This window comes from Lysinibacillus sp. NPDC047702 (genome assembly GCF_050272555.1).
In the GTDB taxonomy this organism is placed as follows: domain Bacteria; phylum Bacillota; class Bacilli; order Bacillales_A; family Planococcaceae; genus Lysinibacillus.
The window spans coordinates 18,511-32,384 of record NZ_JBNNMG010000063.1 but is presented as its reverse complement, the minus strand read 5'-3'; the positions used below and the strand labels follow the sequence as shown (position 1 = coordinate 32,384).

14 protein-coding genes are annotated in these 13,874 nt (G+C 37.1%); 11 read left to right on the top strand and 3 right to left on the bottom strand.

Going from position 1 to position 13,874, the window contains the following annotated elements:
• Positions 1-351 precede the first annotated feature (351 nt).
• The gene (locus ACQKIM_RS22475; protein WP_427548287.1) at positions 352-1,329 is read left to right on the top strand and encodes a helix-turn-helix transcriptional regulator; all 978 of its coding nucleotides are present in this window, start codon (positions 352-354) and stop codon (positions 1,327-1,329) included.
• Positions 1,330-1,403: 74 nt separating this feature from the next.
• Here ACQKIM_RS22475 and ACQKIM_RS22470 read toward each other — a convergent pair whose 3' ends face one another.
• Entirely contained in the window at positions 1,404-1,835 is a 432-nt protein-coding gene (locus tag ACQKIM_RS22470; RefSeq protein ID WP_427548285.1) for a hypothetical protein, read from the bottom strand.
• Between the two features lie 94 nt (positions 1,836-1,929).
• Between ACQKIM_RS22470 and ACQKIM_RS22465 the strand changes: the two genes are divergently transcribed.
• The 7 genes from ACQKIM_RS22465 (at position 1,930) to ACQKIM_RS22435 (ending at position 8,439) form a co-directional block, all read left to right on the top strand.
• Positions 1,930-3,618 (top strand): AAA family ATPase, encoded by a 1,689-nt coding sequence (locus ACQKIM_RS22465; protein WP_427548283.1) that lies wholly within the window; start codon positions 1,930-1,932, stop codon positions 3,616-3,618.
• 258 nt (positions 3,619-3,876) lie between these two features.
• The gene (locus ACQKIM_RS22460) at positions 3,877-4,392 is read left to right on the top strand and encodes a TetR/AcrR family transcriptional regulator (protein WP_427548281.1); all 516 of its coding nucleotides are present in this window, start codon (positions 3,877-3,879) and stop codon (positions 4,390-4,392) included.
• Between the two features lie 100 nt (positions 4,393-4,492).
• Positions 4,493-4,915, top strand: coding sequence for a DUF3995 domain-containing protein (locus ACQKIM_RS22455; RefSeq protein ID WP_427548279.1), 423 nt, complete (start codon positions 4,493-4,495; stop codon positions 4,913-4,915).
• A gap of 40 nt (positions 4,916-4,955) precedes the next feature.
• A complete protein-coding gene (locus tag ACQKIM_RS22450) occupies positions 4,956-5,567 on the top strand; it encodes a histidine phosphatase family protein (protein WP_427548278.1) in 612 nt (203 codons plus the stop codon).
• A gap of 86 nt (positions 5,568-5,653) precedes the next feature.
• Positions 5,654-6,490 (top strand): D-alanyl-D-alanine carboxypeptidase family protein, encoded by an 837-nt coding sequence (locus tag ACQKIM_RS22445; protein WP_427548276.1) that lies wholly within the window; start codon positions 5,654-5,656, stop codon positions 6,488-6,490.
• 12 nt (positions 6,491-6,502) lie between these two features.
• Entirely contained in the window at positions 6,503-7,057 is a 555-nt protein-coding gene (locus tag ACQKIM_RS22440; RefSeq protein WP_427548275.1) for a hypothetical protein, read from the top strand.
• Positions 7,058-7,173: 116 nt separating this feature from the next.
• The gene (locus tag ACQKIM_RS22435) at positions 7,174-8,439 is read left to right on the top strand and encodes a polysaccharide deacetylase family protein (RefSeq protein WP_427548273.1); all 1,266 of its coding nucleotides are present in this window, start codon (positions 7,174-7,176) and stop codon (positions 8,437-8,439) included.
• 61 nt (positions 8,440-8,500) lie between these two features.
• Here the strand turns inward: ACQKIM_RS22435 and gltS are convergent, their stop codons facing one another.
• The gene (gene gltS, locus ACQKIM_RS22430) at positions 8,501-9,685 is read right to left on the bottom strand and encodes a sodium/glutamate symporter (protein WP_427548271.1); all 1,185 of its coding nucleotides are present in this window, start codon (positions 9,683-9,685) and stop codon (positions 8,501-8,503) included.
• On the bottom strand, positions 9,682-10,647 hold the full coding sequence (hutG, locus tag ACQKIM_RS22425; RefSeq protein WP_427548269.1) for a formimidoylglutamase: 966 nt from the start codon (positions 10,645-10,647) through the stop codon (positions 9,682-9,684). Before hutG ends, gltS begins: the two co-directional genes overlap by 4 nt.
• A 139-nt stretch (positions 10,648-10,786) precedes the next feature.
• Between hutG and ACQKIM_RS22420 the strand changes: the two genes are divergently transcribed.
• From ACQKIM_RS22420 to ACQKIM_RS22410, 3 genes are all read left to right on the top strand, one after another.
• Complete coding sequence (locus tag ACQKIM_RS22420) at positions 10,787-11,671, top strand: LysR family transcriptional regulator (protein ID WP_427548267.1); 885 nt, start codon at positions 10,787-10,789, stop codon at positions 11,669-11,671.
• A 187-nt stretch (positions 11,672-11,858) separates the two neighbouring features.
• Positions 11,859-13,094 carry an acyl-CoA dehydrogenase family protein gene (locus ACQKIM_RS22415; protein WP_427548265.1) on the top strand — a complete coding sequence of 412 codons (1,236 nt, stop codon included), beginning with the start codon at positions 11,859-11,861 and terminating at the stop codon, positions 13,092-13,094.
• On the top strand, positions 13,091-13,867 hold the full coding sequence (locus ACQKIM_RS22410; RefSeq protein WP_427548263.1) for an SDR family oxidoreductase: 777 nt from the start codon (positions 13,091-13,093) through the stop codon (positions 13,865-13,867). The genes ACQKIM_RS22415 and ACQKIM_RS22410 overlap by 4 nt, the downstream gene beginning before the upstream one ends.
• The last annotated feature ends 7 nt before the right edge of the window (positions 13,868-13,874 follow it).

The window sequence follows — 13,874 nt, the reverse complement described above, 5'->3', positions numbered from 1 at the left end:
TGAAGCGGCTCATCGGACGCCCCCAGGAAAGCACTCAGTCGGAACGGAGATCAACCCCTCGTTTTGAAAAAGGGCTATACTTTTTAATTTGTCACATTGATTTCATTGACATAATAGTATTTCAACAACATGAAGGGCTTCAATCAACAAGATTGAAGCTCTTTTTATTGTAAAAATACCCTTATTTATGACAAAAATATAGTTTGTTTAGTCTGTTGTATGACGATTTTTTGTTAAATTAGTATAGTACCAATTATAGCAATAATATAGAAATTTTATAGTGAAAAGGACTAATAGTGTCCAACTCATTTTGTATAATAGAAAGGTACTGATGAAGAAAGAGTGGGATATATGGTAGATTCACAACAAAATAAAGGCTATCGCGTCATTTCTATGTTTGATAGATTGATGGATGGTCAAGGAATAAACAAAAAACAAGAGGCATTTACACATCAAGTTGGTGAAAAAACCATACAACGCGATTTGGATCAAATTCGAGCGTATATTGAAAAGGCTAAATTAAACTGTCATTTAGAATATGTGCGAGCAGAAAAGGTCTATAAGCTAACAAATATCGGAGAACATATTTTATCAAAAGAGCAAGTTTTAGCGATAGTCAAAATTCTTATTGAATCAAGAGCATTTTTAAAATCTGAAATGAGTGAGATTATAGATAAACTTATTTCGATTGTTGCGGCTGATAAACAAGAGTTTATTCATAATATTATCTTAAACGAAAAGCATTTATATGTAGATTTAAATCATCGAAAGTCTTTACTACAAATAATTTGGAATCTCTCAGAGACCATTCAAAAAAAGAATATGATTCAAATTGATTACTTGCGTGAGGGAGAAACAATCCCAACGGCAAAAATAGTAAAGCCTCTCGCTGTTATTTTCTCAGAGTACTATTTTTATTTAATTGCCTATGATAGTAAGCATGAGAAGGATTTGCCCATTGTCTACCGAGTTGACCGTATACAGCATCTGTTGGAGCTTGATAAAAAATTTAAGATACCCTATGCTGAGCGTTTTCAGGAAGGTGAATTTCGCAAGTGTATTCAATTTATGCATGCAGGTGAGCTTATGCATATTAAATTTCTCTTTAATGGCTCATCCCCTCAGGCTGTATTAGATCGTCTACCAACAGCTAAAATATTATCTAATAAAGATGGACATTATTTATTTGAGGCAGAGGTTTTTGGACATGGGATTAAGATGTGGCTGCTTAGTCAAGGAGCTAATATTGAAGTAATAGAGCCGATTGAGCTAAGAGAGGAAATGATTGAAACCATTCATTCGATGCAGGAAAATTATCGTTATATATAATATAACATTTCATCAAAGAGAAAAAATCCGCTTAATCTTCTAAAAGACGAAGCGGATTTTGATGTTTACAACAATTATTGAAATAGTTCCTCAATAAAGTTTAACTGTAAATCTCCTAAAAGTTTGTAATCTTTCATATAGCTTTCTTCATATAGATAAACAAATAAATGCTTTGAGTTATCTAAGCGTAAACCTATTTCACGCTCATCATTTATGTGTAACGTTAACCAATATACCTCGTCACCATCAGATTTATCGAAGCGTACTTTACGGAGCGGTTGGCCGTTAAATTGCTGCATAATTTGATCGATATGAGAGGCATCTGTTACAGTGATGGTTTTTTCATCTGAGCCGCGAATAATTTCGATTTCATTTACTTGCTCAATATCAAGCCGTTCGGTTACCTCCTTATCAAAAGTTGAATCCTGCGTTATCAGTAATGTTGAAACGAAAAGGATGATAAGTGGTAAAAGGATACCAATTAACAGTTTGTATCTTTTTTTCATGTAAAAACTCCTTAAATTCAAAAAATTCGCACATATATATGCTGTTCCACGCTATAATTGAGCATATACTGAATTGATAAAGGATGGCAATAAAATGACACATAATCATGAAGAAAAAGAGCTATTTTATCCAGACGGTACAGTAATGTATCGTGGCGGTGTGAAGAAAAACGATTTTGGACATGACATTTATGATGGCAAGGGTACATTATTCGATCAAGATGGAGAGCTATTATTTGAGGGTGAATTTGCCAATCACATGAAGCAGGGAAATGGCATTATGTATTTAAAAGGCCAAATGATTTACCAAGGTGAATTTATTCAAAATAAAAAACAAGGAAATGGCATTTTATATAAAGATGGGCATATTTATTACGAGGGTCATTTTCGTAATGATTTAATGGATGGCTACGGAGTATTACATTATGAGGAAAATTTAACTGCTCCTTTTCAGGAGATGCGTACACAGTATTTCCATTTAGATCAGCCACAATATGAGGGTGATTTTGTCCATGGCATGAAGAAGGGAAAAGGGAAACAATATTATCCAAACGGTTTTTTACAATATGAAGGTGATTTTATTTGGAATCATATGCAGGGGGCAGGTAAGCTTTACTATACACCCGAGATACCAAGTACGAAGGAGCTTGAGAGTGGGGTATCCGCACTTAAATACGAAGGGTATTTTTTCGAGGATGCAAAACACGGCAAGGGAAAGATATACTCGAAGCTAGGAGTGCTTGAGGCGGAGGGCCAATTTAAAGAGGATGCCATGACAGGACATGGTACTCTTTATTATGCTAATGGACAGGCGTGCTATATTGGCGAACTTGTAAATGGAGAAAGGCATGGTCGAGGAGATTATTTTAATGAGGATGGCAAGATTATTTATAGCGGTGAATTTATAAATGGAGAACGCTTACGAATAACACCAGAAATTGAGCGGGAAATTGAGAAACTACAACAGCAATTAGATAGTCTTGTAGGACTTCCAAATGCTAAGAAGGAATTACATAACCTCATCAACTTTATTAAAATTCAAAGCTTACGTGTCGATCATGGATTAACAAGCTTCCCAATAACCTATCATCTTGTTTTCTCTGGTAATCCAGGCACAGGGAAAACAACAGTTGCAAGGATTATTGGTCAAATTTATAAGCATCTCGGTGTTCTTTCAAGAGGACATTTTGTAGAAACAGATCGTGCGGGGTTAGTTGCAGGTTATGTAGGTCAGACAGCTCTAAAGGTACAGGAAGTGGTCAATAAGGCAAAAGGCGGCGTGCTTTTTATCGATGAGGCCTATTCACTGGTTAATGATAAACAAGATGCCTTTGGAAAGGAAGCCATTGATAGCCTATTAAAAGCAATGGAGGATTTACGTGATGATTTGGTCGTTATTGTAGCAGGATATACAGAGCTAATGGAGGAATTTTTATTAGCTAATCCAGGCTTTAAATCACGCTTTAATCATTTTGTGCAATTTGATAATTTCAGCACAGAGGAGCTTTATGATATTTTTGCAATGCTATGTAAAAACAATGATTATCAATATGAAGAAACATTTGCAAACCATATGAAAGATCAATTACACAAAATTCCGATTGAGTCGATTCCTAATTTTTCAAATGGGCGATATATTCGTAATTTATTTGAAAAGCTAGTAACCATTCAATCAAATCGTCTTATTCAGCAAAACAATATTACCAAGCAAGAACTTATGACATTTGCAGAGGATGATATTTTACTTGGTATTACAGAAAATCTATTTGATAATACATTTTGATAATGGTCGTGACCAAAGTAGCTTATGGCAAGGAACTTTGGTCATTTAAAACATAAAAAGGGGATGACAAATGAAAAAGCTTATGACAATCATTTTAGTAGGTGCTTGTATTTTACCAAGAGTATTAACAATCAATATTACAGTCAGTAACAACATTAAAATTCTTAAAAATAAACCAACTGAATAATTGACAAATAATGAGAATAGTGGTATTCTAACACAAAACATACGCTATCGTATTTTCATGGAGAAATGACTATGCAATTAACAAGGGAAGATTGGATTAAGGCTGGATTACAACAACTAGCTGATGTAGGAATACATAAAGTTCGAATAGAAGCACTTGCCCGCCTACTTAAGATTAGTAAAGGTAGTTTTTACCATTATTTCCGTGATCATCAGGAGCTGTTAGATGCAATGCTCGAGTATTGGGAAATACATGCAACAAAGCACATTGTTCAAAGTATGGAGCAGGAACAGGCTACATTGGAACAGCTGCTACGCATTAGCTTTAGCAGAGATAAAAAAATAGAGATTGGCATTTATGCATGGGCTAAATATGATTCTACTGTTGCAGCTAAATTAGTCGATATTGAAGAACAGAGAATTACCTGTGTGGCAAAATTATACCGAAAAATGGGCATGGCTGATGTTGAATCAGTAGATCGAGCAAGACTTGCCTATTTGACGTATGTGGGGTGGATGACAAGGTTTGAAGCAAATCCCCATTTTGAGATTGAAAAAATGCTGAAGCTATTAAAGCATATTCATTAAGGTCCCTAATATGGTGTAGAACCCTTATTAGGGACTACTTTTACACTGCAACATACGGTAGTGTATGTTTTGTTGAATTATGATTGAGGAGAGGAAACCAATGACAACTGTAATAGTGTTTATAGCAATTAGTCTTCTGTGGTTTATCAGTGTGCTTCATATGTATTGGGCCTTTGGAGGTCGTTGGGGAACAGTGGCAGTCATTCCAGTAAAGGAGGGAGAGCATCAGCCTATTTTTAAGCCAAGAAAGCTTGGAACCATACTAGTTGCTGTTCTTATTTTGCTGGCTAGTTTTATGCTAATTTTTCAAGCTGGATACTTAGAGAGCCTTCAGACAAATGCTCTTTCAAAGCTTGGAAGTATAATATGTTCTATCGTTTTTATGATTCGAGCTATTGGTGATTTTAATTATCTAGGGTTTTTTAAAAAAATAAAGCATTCTCAGTTTGCTCGATATGATACTTGGATTTACAGTCCATTATGCTTGTTCTTGAGCATTTCCTATATTATTCTGTTATTTTAGAGTAGCTAAAAGTAGGTAGAGTACATAGGAGGAAATCAGAATGAGTCAAACGATTTACCTATTTCGCCATGGTGAAACAGAATTTAATACACAGGGTCGTTACCAAGGTGAGCTTGATTCACCTTTAACTGAAGCTGGCATTCAGCAAGTACAGCAAAATGCATGTATGCTAAAAAGTATCATTGGCAATCCTCAAGATTGGAAAATTATATCGAGCCCATTAGGAAGAGCCATGCAAAGTGCTGCCATTATCTGTGAAACAATTGGAGTTGATGTTCAAAACGTTCAACAGGACAAACGATTAACTGAAGTGGCTGTTGGTCAATGGGCGGGTCTAACTACATCTGAAATCGAAAGTGCTTGGCCAAATCTCTTTCACAAGGAAGACATCTATAGTTGGTATTTTCATGCACCAAATGGAGAAACCTACGAAGCTGTTACAAGTAGGATAAGTAATTGGCTAGAGGAGATACAGCGTGAACCAAAAGTGATCGTGATTTCACATGGCTTAACTGGACGCATTTTACGTGGATTATATGCGGGCTTAAAAAAGGATGATGCCTTAAAACTAACGGTTTCACAAGATATGTTCTTTAAATTATCAAATAATACCATCACTACGATTTACTCAGATTTCGATGTTTTTTATTAGGTCAGTATCTTAAGAAATTCTTCATAAATTACCTACAGGAATATTCAGAATTGCCTCCTATTATAATGTGTGGGGGGCGTTTTTTTATGAAGAAATTTGTCTTATTTTGTTGTATCTGTGTGGCAGCTTTCCTTTTTTATTATCTTGATAACAGAACCGAAAATGCACAAATAGAGCTACCTACATTACATAGTAAAAATGCTTTGCTGCTGAACGAAAAAGGAGATGTCTTATATGAAAAAAATGCAGATGCCATTGTATATCCAGCCTCATTAACGAAAATTATGACAGCAATTGTGGCCATAGAGGGTAGTGTCAATCTTCAAAAGCAAACAATTGTTGAACCACAAACCATTACAAAATTTACTGCTCAAAATGCTTCTATGGCTGGTTTTAAGGCAGGTGATTTTGTAACAATGGAGGATTTATTATATGGTACACTGCTAGCCTCTGGTGCAGATGCTACAGGAACATTGGCAGATGCTATTGCAGGCAGTGAGGAAGCTTTTGTGACGCTTATGAATAATAAGGCACAGGAATTGGGGATGGATAATACACATTTTGTTAATGCCAGCGGACTACATGATAATACGCATGTTTCAAGTGTGCGTGATCTTAGTAAATTATTTCGTTATGCTATTGAAAATCCAACCTTTTATCAAATTTTAACCTCAAAAAGCTATATAACGCATGTCCCAAATGAAATGACAATATCAAGTTCACTTTTTATGAAAATAGCTGGAGCAGAAGGGACAATTGTTGGGGGGAAAACAGGCTACACGCCTGAAGCGGGTCTTTGCTTAGCATCTATTATTGAAAAAAATGGCAATCGTTATCTCTTCATTACAACAAATGCAGCAGGGCAAGCTTGGACACCACCATTGCATATTGAAGATGCGCTAACAGCCTATGAAGCACTATAGGAGGAAAAAAACATGAAAAAATTAGCAACTTTTTTAGTCCTTTCAATCGTCTTATTAGTAGGATGCACTAATACACAGGCACCCGAAAAAGAGAAGGCTGCTTGGGAGCCTTTCATCGGCACATATGTTGGGGATCATATGAAGGTCGGTAAAATAGCAAATACCGTATTCATGCATGGGGATACAATCGACTATTTCGATTTAAGAGAGGAGGTATTACGTGTCATTTATCGAAATGACAATGAGGCCTTAAATAATTGGTTTTCTTCTTCCACATCAAAAGAGAAAGCATTGGTTTATAATGCGATGATGGGGGCGATTTTAGTTCCAAATGCACAGGGCTATGGCTTTGAAATCGATGGAGAATTATATGAGATTCCAAGAGATATATTGATAACTGAAATGGCATCTCTTTTGCCAACGTTACCACAGGGAAATGATTTATTTAAGGAAAAAATCGTTGAAGAATTTTTAACAAAGCATGAACAAACTATTCAACAATATGCAGTTGATCCCAACTATCGAAGCATGTTTATGAAGAAATTTTCAATTACAAAAACTAGTTGATTTTTACTATTTTTTGGTATAATCTATTATTCTATAATATAAGTGAAATCCTCTATTTTTCAGTACAAACACACATGTAAAATGACATCTGTGATAATAAAGGACGGTGGAAAACAATGAAAAAACTTTTACCCTATGCTATGTTTTTGACATTTTTAATTAGCTTTCTATTTGTAGCTGATGGTTATGCAAATGCGGAGGGAGCATCAGCTATTCAGCAAGTAGCCAAAGACACAGCAATATATGTAGAACCTTCTGTAGATAGTGCCATAATCGGTCATGCAACAAAGGGAAGTTATGTAAAAGTTGTATCTGTAAGTGGGGAATGGGCATCCATTAAAGGGCAACAGCTAGAGGGGTACGTAGAAACGGCAGCATTAGCAAGCTTAAAATCTGAAAAGTATATAGTAGCTAATAAAGGTGGAACAACTTTATTTACATATCCTAGTCCAAGTTCACAAAAAACAGGACAGCTTTATGAAAACAGCCTAATCTATGTATATGGAGCAGCACCTGGAGGCTGGTCCTTTGTTCAATCTGGTCAGGAAATAGGCTATGTAGCAACGAATTCTATAAAGAAGCCAATTATCATAAAAAAGCAAGTAAATGCTAAAAATGGAGCTACCCTTCGTTTAACGGCTAGCCCTAGTGGTGAAGTGCTTGGTACAATTGCAAATAAAACAGAAGTGCAGCAATATACAATACTTGCTGGCTGGGCCTATGTAGAAACCGATGCACAAAAAGGTTATGTCAAGGCTTCGGAGCTAGTGGACCTTAAAAAGCTAGATAATAAAATCTATAATAAAGGTGTTGCAGTAGCCAAAGGAGAAAAGAAACGAGTAGCATTAACATTCGATGATGGACCAGATGCAAAAGTTACACCACAAGTTTTGGCAATACTAAAAAAATACGATGCCCATGCAACCTTTTTTATGGTTGGCAAAAATGTCACTAAAAATGCTGCCTTAGTGGAAACAATTTATGAGGCAGGACATGAAGTAGGGAATCATACATGGAATCATTCAAAATTGACTAACCTATCAACAGCAAGTGTTAAGCAAGAGGTTGATCGAACTAGCAATGCAATTTATGCAGCAATTGGTCAGTATCCAACAGTTTTCCGTCCGCCCTATGGTGCCACGAATGAACAAGTTCGTTCTGTCATATCAATGCCGTCCATTCTATGGTCAATTGATACACTCGATTGGAAGCATCGCAATGCAGATAAGATTTTAGCGTATGTTAAAGCATCAGCGAAAGATGGTAGTATTATTTTAATGCATGATATTCATCAATCAACCGCAAATGGTCTCGAAAACGTTATTCTTTACTTGCAAAAGCAAGACTACGAATTTGTCACTGTTAGTGAAATATTACAATAATGATAGCTCAATAAAAGAGCCGTGCAATGTGTCAAAGATAGACGATTGCACGGCTTTTTCATTATTTAAATAAATTAATCGTTGTGATAATTATTGGTATACCAAAGACATCGATTAAAAATGCCCCAACGATTGGTACAACAAGAAATGCTTTTTTCGATGGACCGAAGCGTTGGACAACAGCTGACATATTAGCCATTGCATTTGGTGTTGCCCCTAAACCATGACCTGCAAAGCCTGCAACCATAACCGCCGCATCGTAATTTTTTCCAAGTAATTTAAATAATACAAAGATACTAAATACAACGATAAAGAAGACTTGTGCAAACACAATAATAAATAGTGGAAGTGCTAAATCGGCAATTTCCCATAATTTAATGCTCATGAGTGCCATTGAAAGGAAAATACCTAATGTCACATCACCGATTAAAGAAATGCTTTTCATATTAATCGCTGCTGGTTTTACTTTATCCATAATATTACGTACAATCACAGCAACAAACATGGCCCCTACATAGCCTGGCAATACAAAGCCTGTCGCCTCTGAGAACAATGTTCCAACATACGTACCAACAGCCATACAGAACGTAATGATTATTACCTGTGTAAAGAATGAATCAGATGTAATTTGCTCTTGTTTATTTTCATAGTCTATTTCCTCAGTTTCTTGTTCATCAGGTGTTAAATTATACTTACCGACTAAGTACTTCACAATAGGACCACCAATTAAGCCACCAGCGACTAATCCACATGTAGCTGCTGCTGCACCAATTGTCATGGCAGAAGAAATACCTAAGTCTTCTAATGTTTGTCCAAATGCTGCTGCTGCTCCATGCCCACCTTCCATGGAAACAGCACCCGCCATCATACCGATTAATGGATGAATGCCCATTAGTGAAGCAAGGGATACACCAATCACATTTTGCATAAGTGCAAGGAAGCCACACGCTAACCAGTAGATAATGAGTAATTTACCACCTAGCTTCACTAGTTTAAAGCTTGCTCCTAAGCCAATTGTTGTGAAGAAGGTAATCATAAATAGACTTTGTAAAGATGTATCAAGAGAAATTTCTAAGGTACCTGTTGTCTTTAAAATAGTTGCTAATGCGGCAAATAATAAGCCGCCAACAACTGGTGCTGGAATACAAAAACGTTTTAAAAAGCTTATTCTGCTGATTAGCCAGCTGCCTAATCCTAATAGGGCAGCTGCTAAAAAGATTGTTGTAATTTGATTAAATTCGATCATGAACCTTGCCCCTTCAGTAAGTTGTTTAGTGCTTCATAGACAAAATAAGCACCTAATTTAACTGTGCGTCCGTTCTCATCAAGAGAAGGATTTACTTCACAAATATCAAAAGAATGTGTCTTTGGATGTGATGCTACCTTTTGTAGTATTGTGCGTACAGTTGTTGTGTCCAGCCCAAACGGGGAAGGTGCACTAACACCTGGTGCAAATGCAGCATTTAGTACATCCATACATAGCGTTAACAGCACATAATCATGATTATCCATGTAATGCTGAAGATCATCGAGAATTTGCACTTTATTTTCAGCTGTCATATTCTCTTCTAATCTATACTTCACATGTAATTCATCAGCTTTTTCAAATAGCTCATTTGTATTGCCATAGCGCTGAATTCCAAGGACAAAATAATCAGTATATGGATCCTGCTCTAGAATTTGACGGAACATGGTACCAGACGATGGCTGTTCATCATAAGGCCGTAAGTCAAAATGAGCATCGATATTGACGATGCCGATTTTTGCATCCTTTGGCAGTGCTGCACGAACACCTAAATAGTGGCCATATAATGTTTCATGCCCACCACCAAGCACAACACATTGACATTTTTTCGTGAGAAGTGTTTGAACAATTCCGCCTAGCTCATTTTGTGCATCTTCTAGTGCATGATTTAGGCACAGAATATTGCCTACATCAATTACTTGCTGATCCTCGGTGAAAGTCCAAGGAAGGCTAGCTAATGCTGCACGTAAAGCGTTTGGTCCACTTGCTGCCCCTACACGACCTTGGTTGCGGCGTACACCCTCATCACAAATAAAGCCAACAATTGCAGCATGCTGATAATCTGAAGCGCTTACATCATTAATTGGAATTCTTTTTACCTTTTGATGCAAACGAAAACTACTCGTATTAGTAGTTGAATCTATACGGCCTTCCCATTGTTTTTGATCTGTCATTGCATACATAACCCTCTTAACCCCATTTCCAATATTATTGTAGTGTAAATAATGTTGTAAATTTATTATATATTCACATAATTATAATTACTAATATATAATTATTATTAATCTATAGCTTTTAACTATAAATAGGAGTGATATTGTGTTGGATTTAAAACAGTTACAATATTTTATTGCTGTTACTGAGCAAATGAATTTTTCAAAGGCAGCAGAAAAATTGCATATTTCGCAGCCTTCCTTAAGCAATGCTATCAAGAAATTAGAGCAAGAGATTGGCTCCCCCTTATTGAATAGAAATACAAGAAACCTTCAACTAACAGAAGCTGGTGAGCTTTTATATGAACGAGCAAAAGTTATATTAAAAAATATGGAAGTTTTAAAAATAGAAATGGATGAAGTAATCGTACATGGTACAAGTGAAGTTACGATAGGTGTGATGGAATCCATCAAGCATTGGCTACCAAAAGTCATTGCACAATATAAAAGTGACTATCCACAAATGATGATTCATTTAGTAGATATTTTAGGCAGTAAGCGGGTTAAAAAATCACTAAAAAGCTATAAAACACATGTAATTATTACTAATCAGCGGATGGAGGATGAAGAGCTAGAAGTTCGTTGCTTATATGAAGAGCGGCTAGTTGCTGTTTTGCCATTAAATCATCCATTAGCAGAAAAGGATCGACTGACGATTGCTGATTTATGTAATGAACCATTTATCATTAGTACAGAAGGATTTCAAACGAGGCTTGATATTTTATGTGCATTCGAGCAGGCTGGCGTAAAGATGAATATTCAATATGAAATTGAGCGTTTTGAAACGGCTGTATCGCTTGTTCGAGAAAATTTAGGAATTACGATCTTACCAGAAAATTACTTACAAGGTCCTACCGCAAAAACTATTGTACAAAAAGAAATTGATGGTCCAAATTTACGGCGCAATGTATATTTAGTATCTTTAAAAAATCGCCATTTACCTCTTGCCATTCGTCATTTATTAGCAAATATTGTCCAATTTTTTGAGCCATAATCACTAAAAATAATGTTTTTGAGTTGAAAATTTCCCTACCTCTCTAAAATGCTGTTTAATGACCATATTTTCTCTATCATTCAAATTTTTCTGAAATAGATGATTGATTTACAGGAAATATAGCGGTAACATTTAATGTAAGAAATAAAATGAACATTCATTCATTTTTATTGAAGGGGGATTTTCTATGAATTTTTCTTATAGTGAAAAGGTAGTAGAGTTACAGGCGAAGCTGACTAATTTTATGGAGCAGTACATTTATCCAAATGAGGCAGTGTATGCAGCACAGGTTGAAGCAATGGAGGATCGTTGGGGAGCAATTCCACCCATTATGGAGGAGTTAAAGCAAAAAGCAAAGGATGCAGGCTTATGGAATTTATTTTTGCCAGATAGTGAATATGGGGCAGGCTTAACAAATTTAGAGTATGCGCCTTTATGTGAAATTATGGGACGCTCTTTACTTGCGCCAGAAGTTTTTAACTGTAATGCACCTGATACAGGAAATATGGAGGTGCTTGTGCGCTATGGCTCAGAGCAGCAGAAGAAAGAGTGGCTAGAACCATTATTACGTGGAGAAATACGTTCCTGCTTTGCAATGACAGAACCAGCAGTTGCTTCAAGCGATGCGACCAATATTGAGGCTAGTATTGAACGTGATGGGGATTTTTATATCCTAAATGGGCATAAGTGGTGGACAACAGGGGCTGGAGATCCTCGTTGTAAAGTCGCTATATTTATGGGAAAACATAAAGATACGACAGCACCAATCCATGAGCAACAGTCAATGATTCTCGTCCCTATGGACACACCTGGAGTAAAAATAGAGCGCATGTTAACGGCTTTTGGTTATGACCATGCACCAGAAGGACACGGTGAGGTAACGTTCACGAATGTTCGCGTACCTGTGGACAATATATTGTGGGGTGAGGGTAAGGGGTTTGCCATTGCACAGGGAAGATTGGGACCTGGTCGAATCCATCATTGTATGCGTCTTATTGGGGCCGCTGATCGAGCATTAGAGGAAATGTGTGTACGTGTGCAAGAGCGACGGGCCTTTCATCGACCACTTGCAGATCAGGGTGTGATGCGTGAGCGGATAGCAGAGTCTCGCATTGATATCGAGCAGGCAAGATTGTTAACGCTAAAAGCAGCATATATGATGGATACAGTAGGTAATAAAGAAGCGAAAGCAGAAATTGCCATGATTAAAGTGGTTGCTCCTAATATGGCTTTAAGAGTTATTGACCGAGCGATTCAGGCATTTGGTGCTGCTGGGGTTGGACCTGATACGACGCTCGCTGCACAGTGGGCCAATTCTCGCACATTGCGTTTAGCAGATGGACCGGATGAGGTGCATCGTAATACAATTGCTAAATTGGAGCTGAAAAAACATGCTAAAAAACTAGAGGAGCTGGTGAAATGACGGTACTTGACTTATTTAGCCTGAAGGGAAAGACGGCCATCGTAACAGGTGGGGGACGTGGACTGGGAGCTCAGATTGCACAAGGCTTTGCAGAGGCAGGTGCCAATGTGGTGCTGTGCTCACGAAAGGTAGAGGCGTGTGAGGAGATAGCAGCAGAGCTTGAGAAATTAGGTGTACAAACATTAGCTCTTGCCTGCGATGTAACAAAATCAGACGATGTAGCGAACGTAGTATCAAAAACTATCGAAACATTCGGCAATATTGATATTTTAGTAAATAATAGTGGAGCGTCTTGGGGAACTCCTGCTGTTGAAATGCCATATGAGGCTTGGCAAAAAGTATTTGATGTTAATGTAAACGGTACATTTTTAATGAGTCAAGCAGTTGGTAAACAAATGCTGGCACAAAAAAGTGGCAAAATTATTAATATCGCCTCAATTGCAGGGCTAGGCGGTACATTACCAGATTTTATGGATACTATTGGCTATAACGCGAGTAAGGGGGCGGTTATTACCTTAACAAAGGATTTAGCCGTAAAATGGGGGCCATATGGTGTCAATGTCAATGCGATTGCGCCAGGATTCTTCCCAACAAAAATGTCAAACGTTTTAATTGAACGTGGACAAGATTATTTAATGGGTGCCACACCCTTAAAACGTTTAGGCTCTGAGAATGATTTAAAGGGAGTTGCATTATTTTTAGCGGCGGCTGCCTCAGATTATGTAACAGGAGATGTTATTGTTGTAGATGGTGGCATGAGCTCAATTATTTAAGGGAGGG

What these genes read in the sequence shown, in the direction of transcription:
- ACQKIM_RS22455 (WP_427548279.1), top strand. Translation starts at nt 4,493, where the DNA reads ATGACAACTGTAATAGTGTTTATAGCAATTAGTCTTCTGTGGTTTATC.
- ACQKIM_RS22465 (WP_427548283.1), top strand. Translation starts at nt 1,930, where the DNA reads ATGACACATAATCATGAAGAAAAAGAGCTATTTTATCCAGACGGTACA.
- ACQKIM_RS22445 (WP_427548276.1), top strand. Translation starts at nt 5,654, where the DNA reads ATGAAGAAATTTGTCTTATTTTGTTGTATCTGTGTGGCAGCTTTCCTT.
- ACQKIM_RS22450 (WP_427548278.1), top strand. Translation starts at nt 4,956, where the DNA reads ATGAGTCAAACGATTTACCTATTTCGCCATGGTGAAACAGAATTTAAT.
- ACQKIM_RS22475 (WP_427548287.1), top strand. Translation starts at nt 352, where the DNA reads ATGGTAGATTCACAACAAAATAAAGGCTATCGCGTCATTTCTATGTTT.
- hutG (WP_427548269.1), bottom strand. Translation starts at nt 10,647, where the DNA reads ATGTATGCAATGACAGATCAAAAACAATGGGAAGGCCGTATAGATTCA.
- ACQKIM_RS22410 (WP_427548263.1), top strand. Translation starts at nt 13,091, where the DNA reads ATGACGGTACTTGACTTATTTAGCCTGAAGGGAAAGACGGCCATCGTA.
- ACQKIM_RS22440 (WP_427548275.1), top strand. Translation starts at nt 6,503, where the DNA reads ATGAAAAAATTAGCAACTTTTTTAGTCCTTTCAATCGTCTTATTAGTA.
- gltS (WP_427548271.1), bottom strand. Translation starts at nt 9,685, where the DNA reads ATGATCGAATTTAATCAAATTACAACAATCTTTTTAGCAGCTGCCCTA.
- ACQKIM_RS22415 (WP_427548265.1), top strand. Translation starts at nt 11,859, where the DNA reads ATGAATTTTTCTTATAGTGAAAAGGTAGTAGAGTTACAGGCGAAGCTG.
- ACQKIM_RS22460 (WP_427548281.1), top strand. Translation starts at nt 3,877, where the DNA reads ATGCAATTAACAAGGGAAGATTGGATTAAGGCTGGATTACAACAACTA.
- ACQKIM_RS22470 (WP_427548285.1), bottom strand. Translation starts at nt 1,835, where the DNA reads ATGAAAAAAAGATACAAACTGTTAATTGGTATCCTTTTACCACTTATC.
- ACQKIM_RS22435 (WP_427548273.1), top strand. Translation starts at nt 7,174, where the DNA reads ATGAAAAAACTTTTACCCTATGCTATGTTTTTGACATTTTTAATTAGC.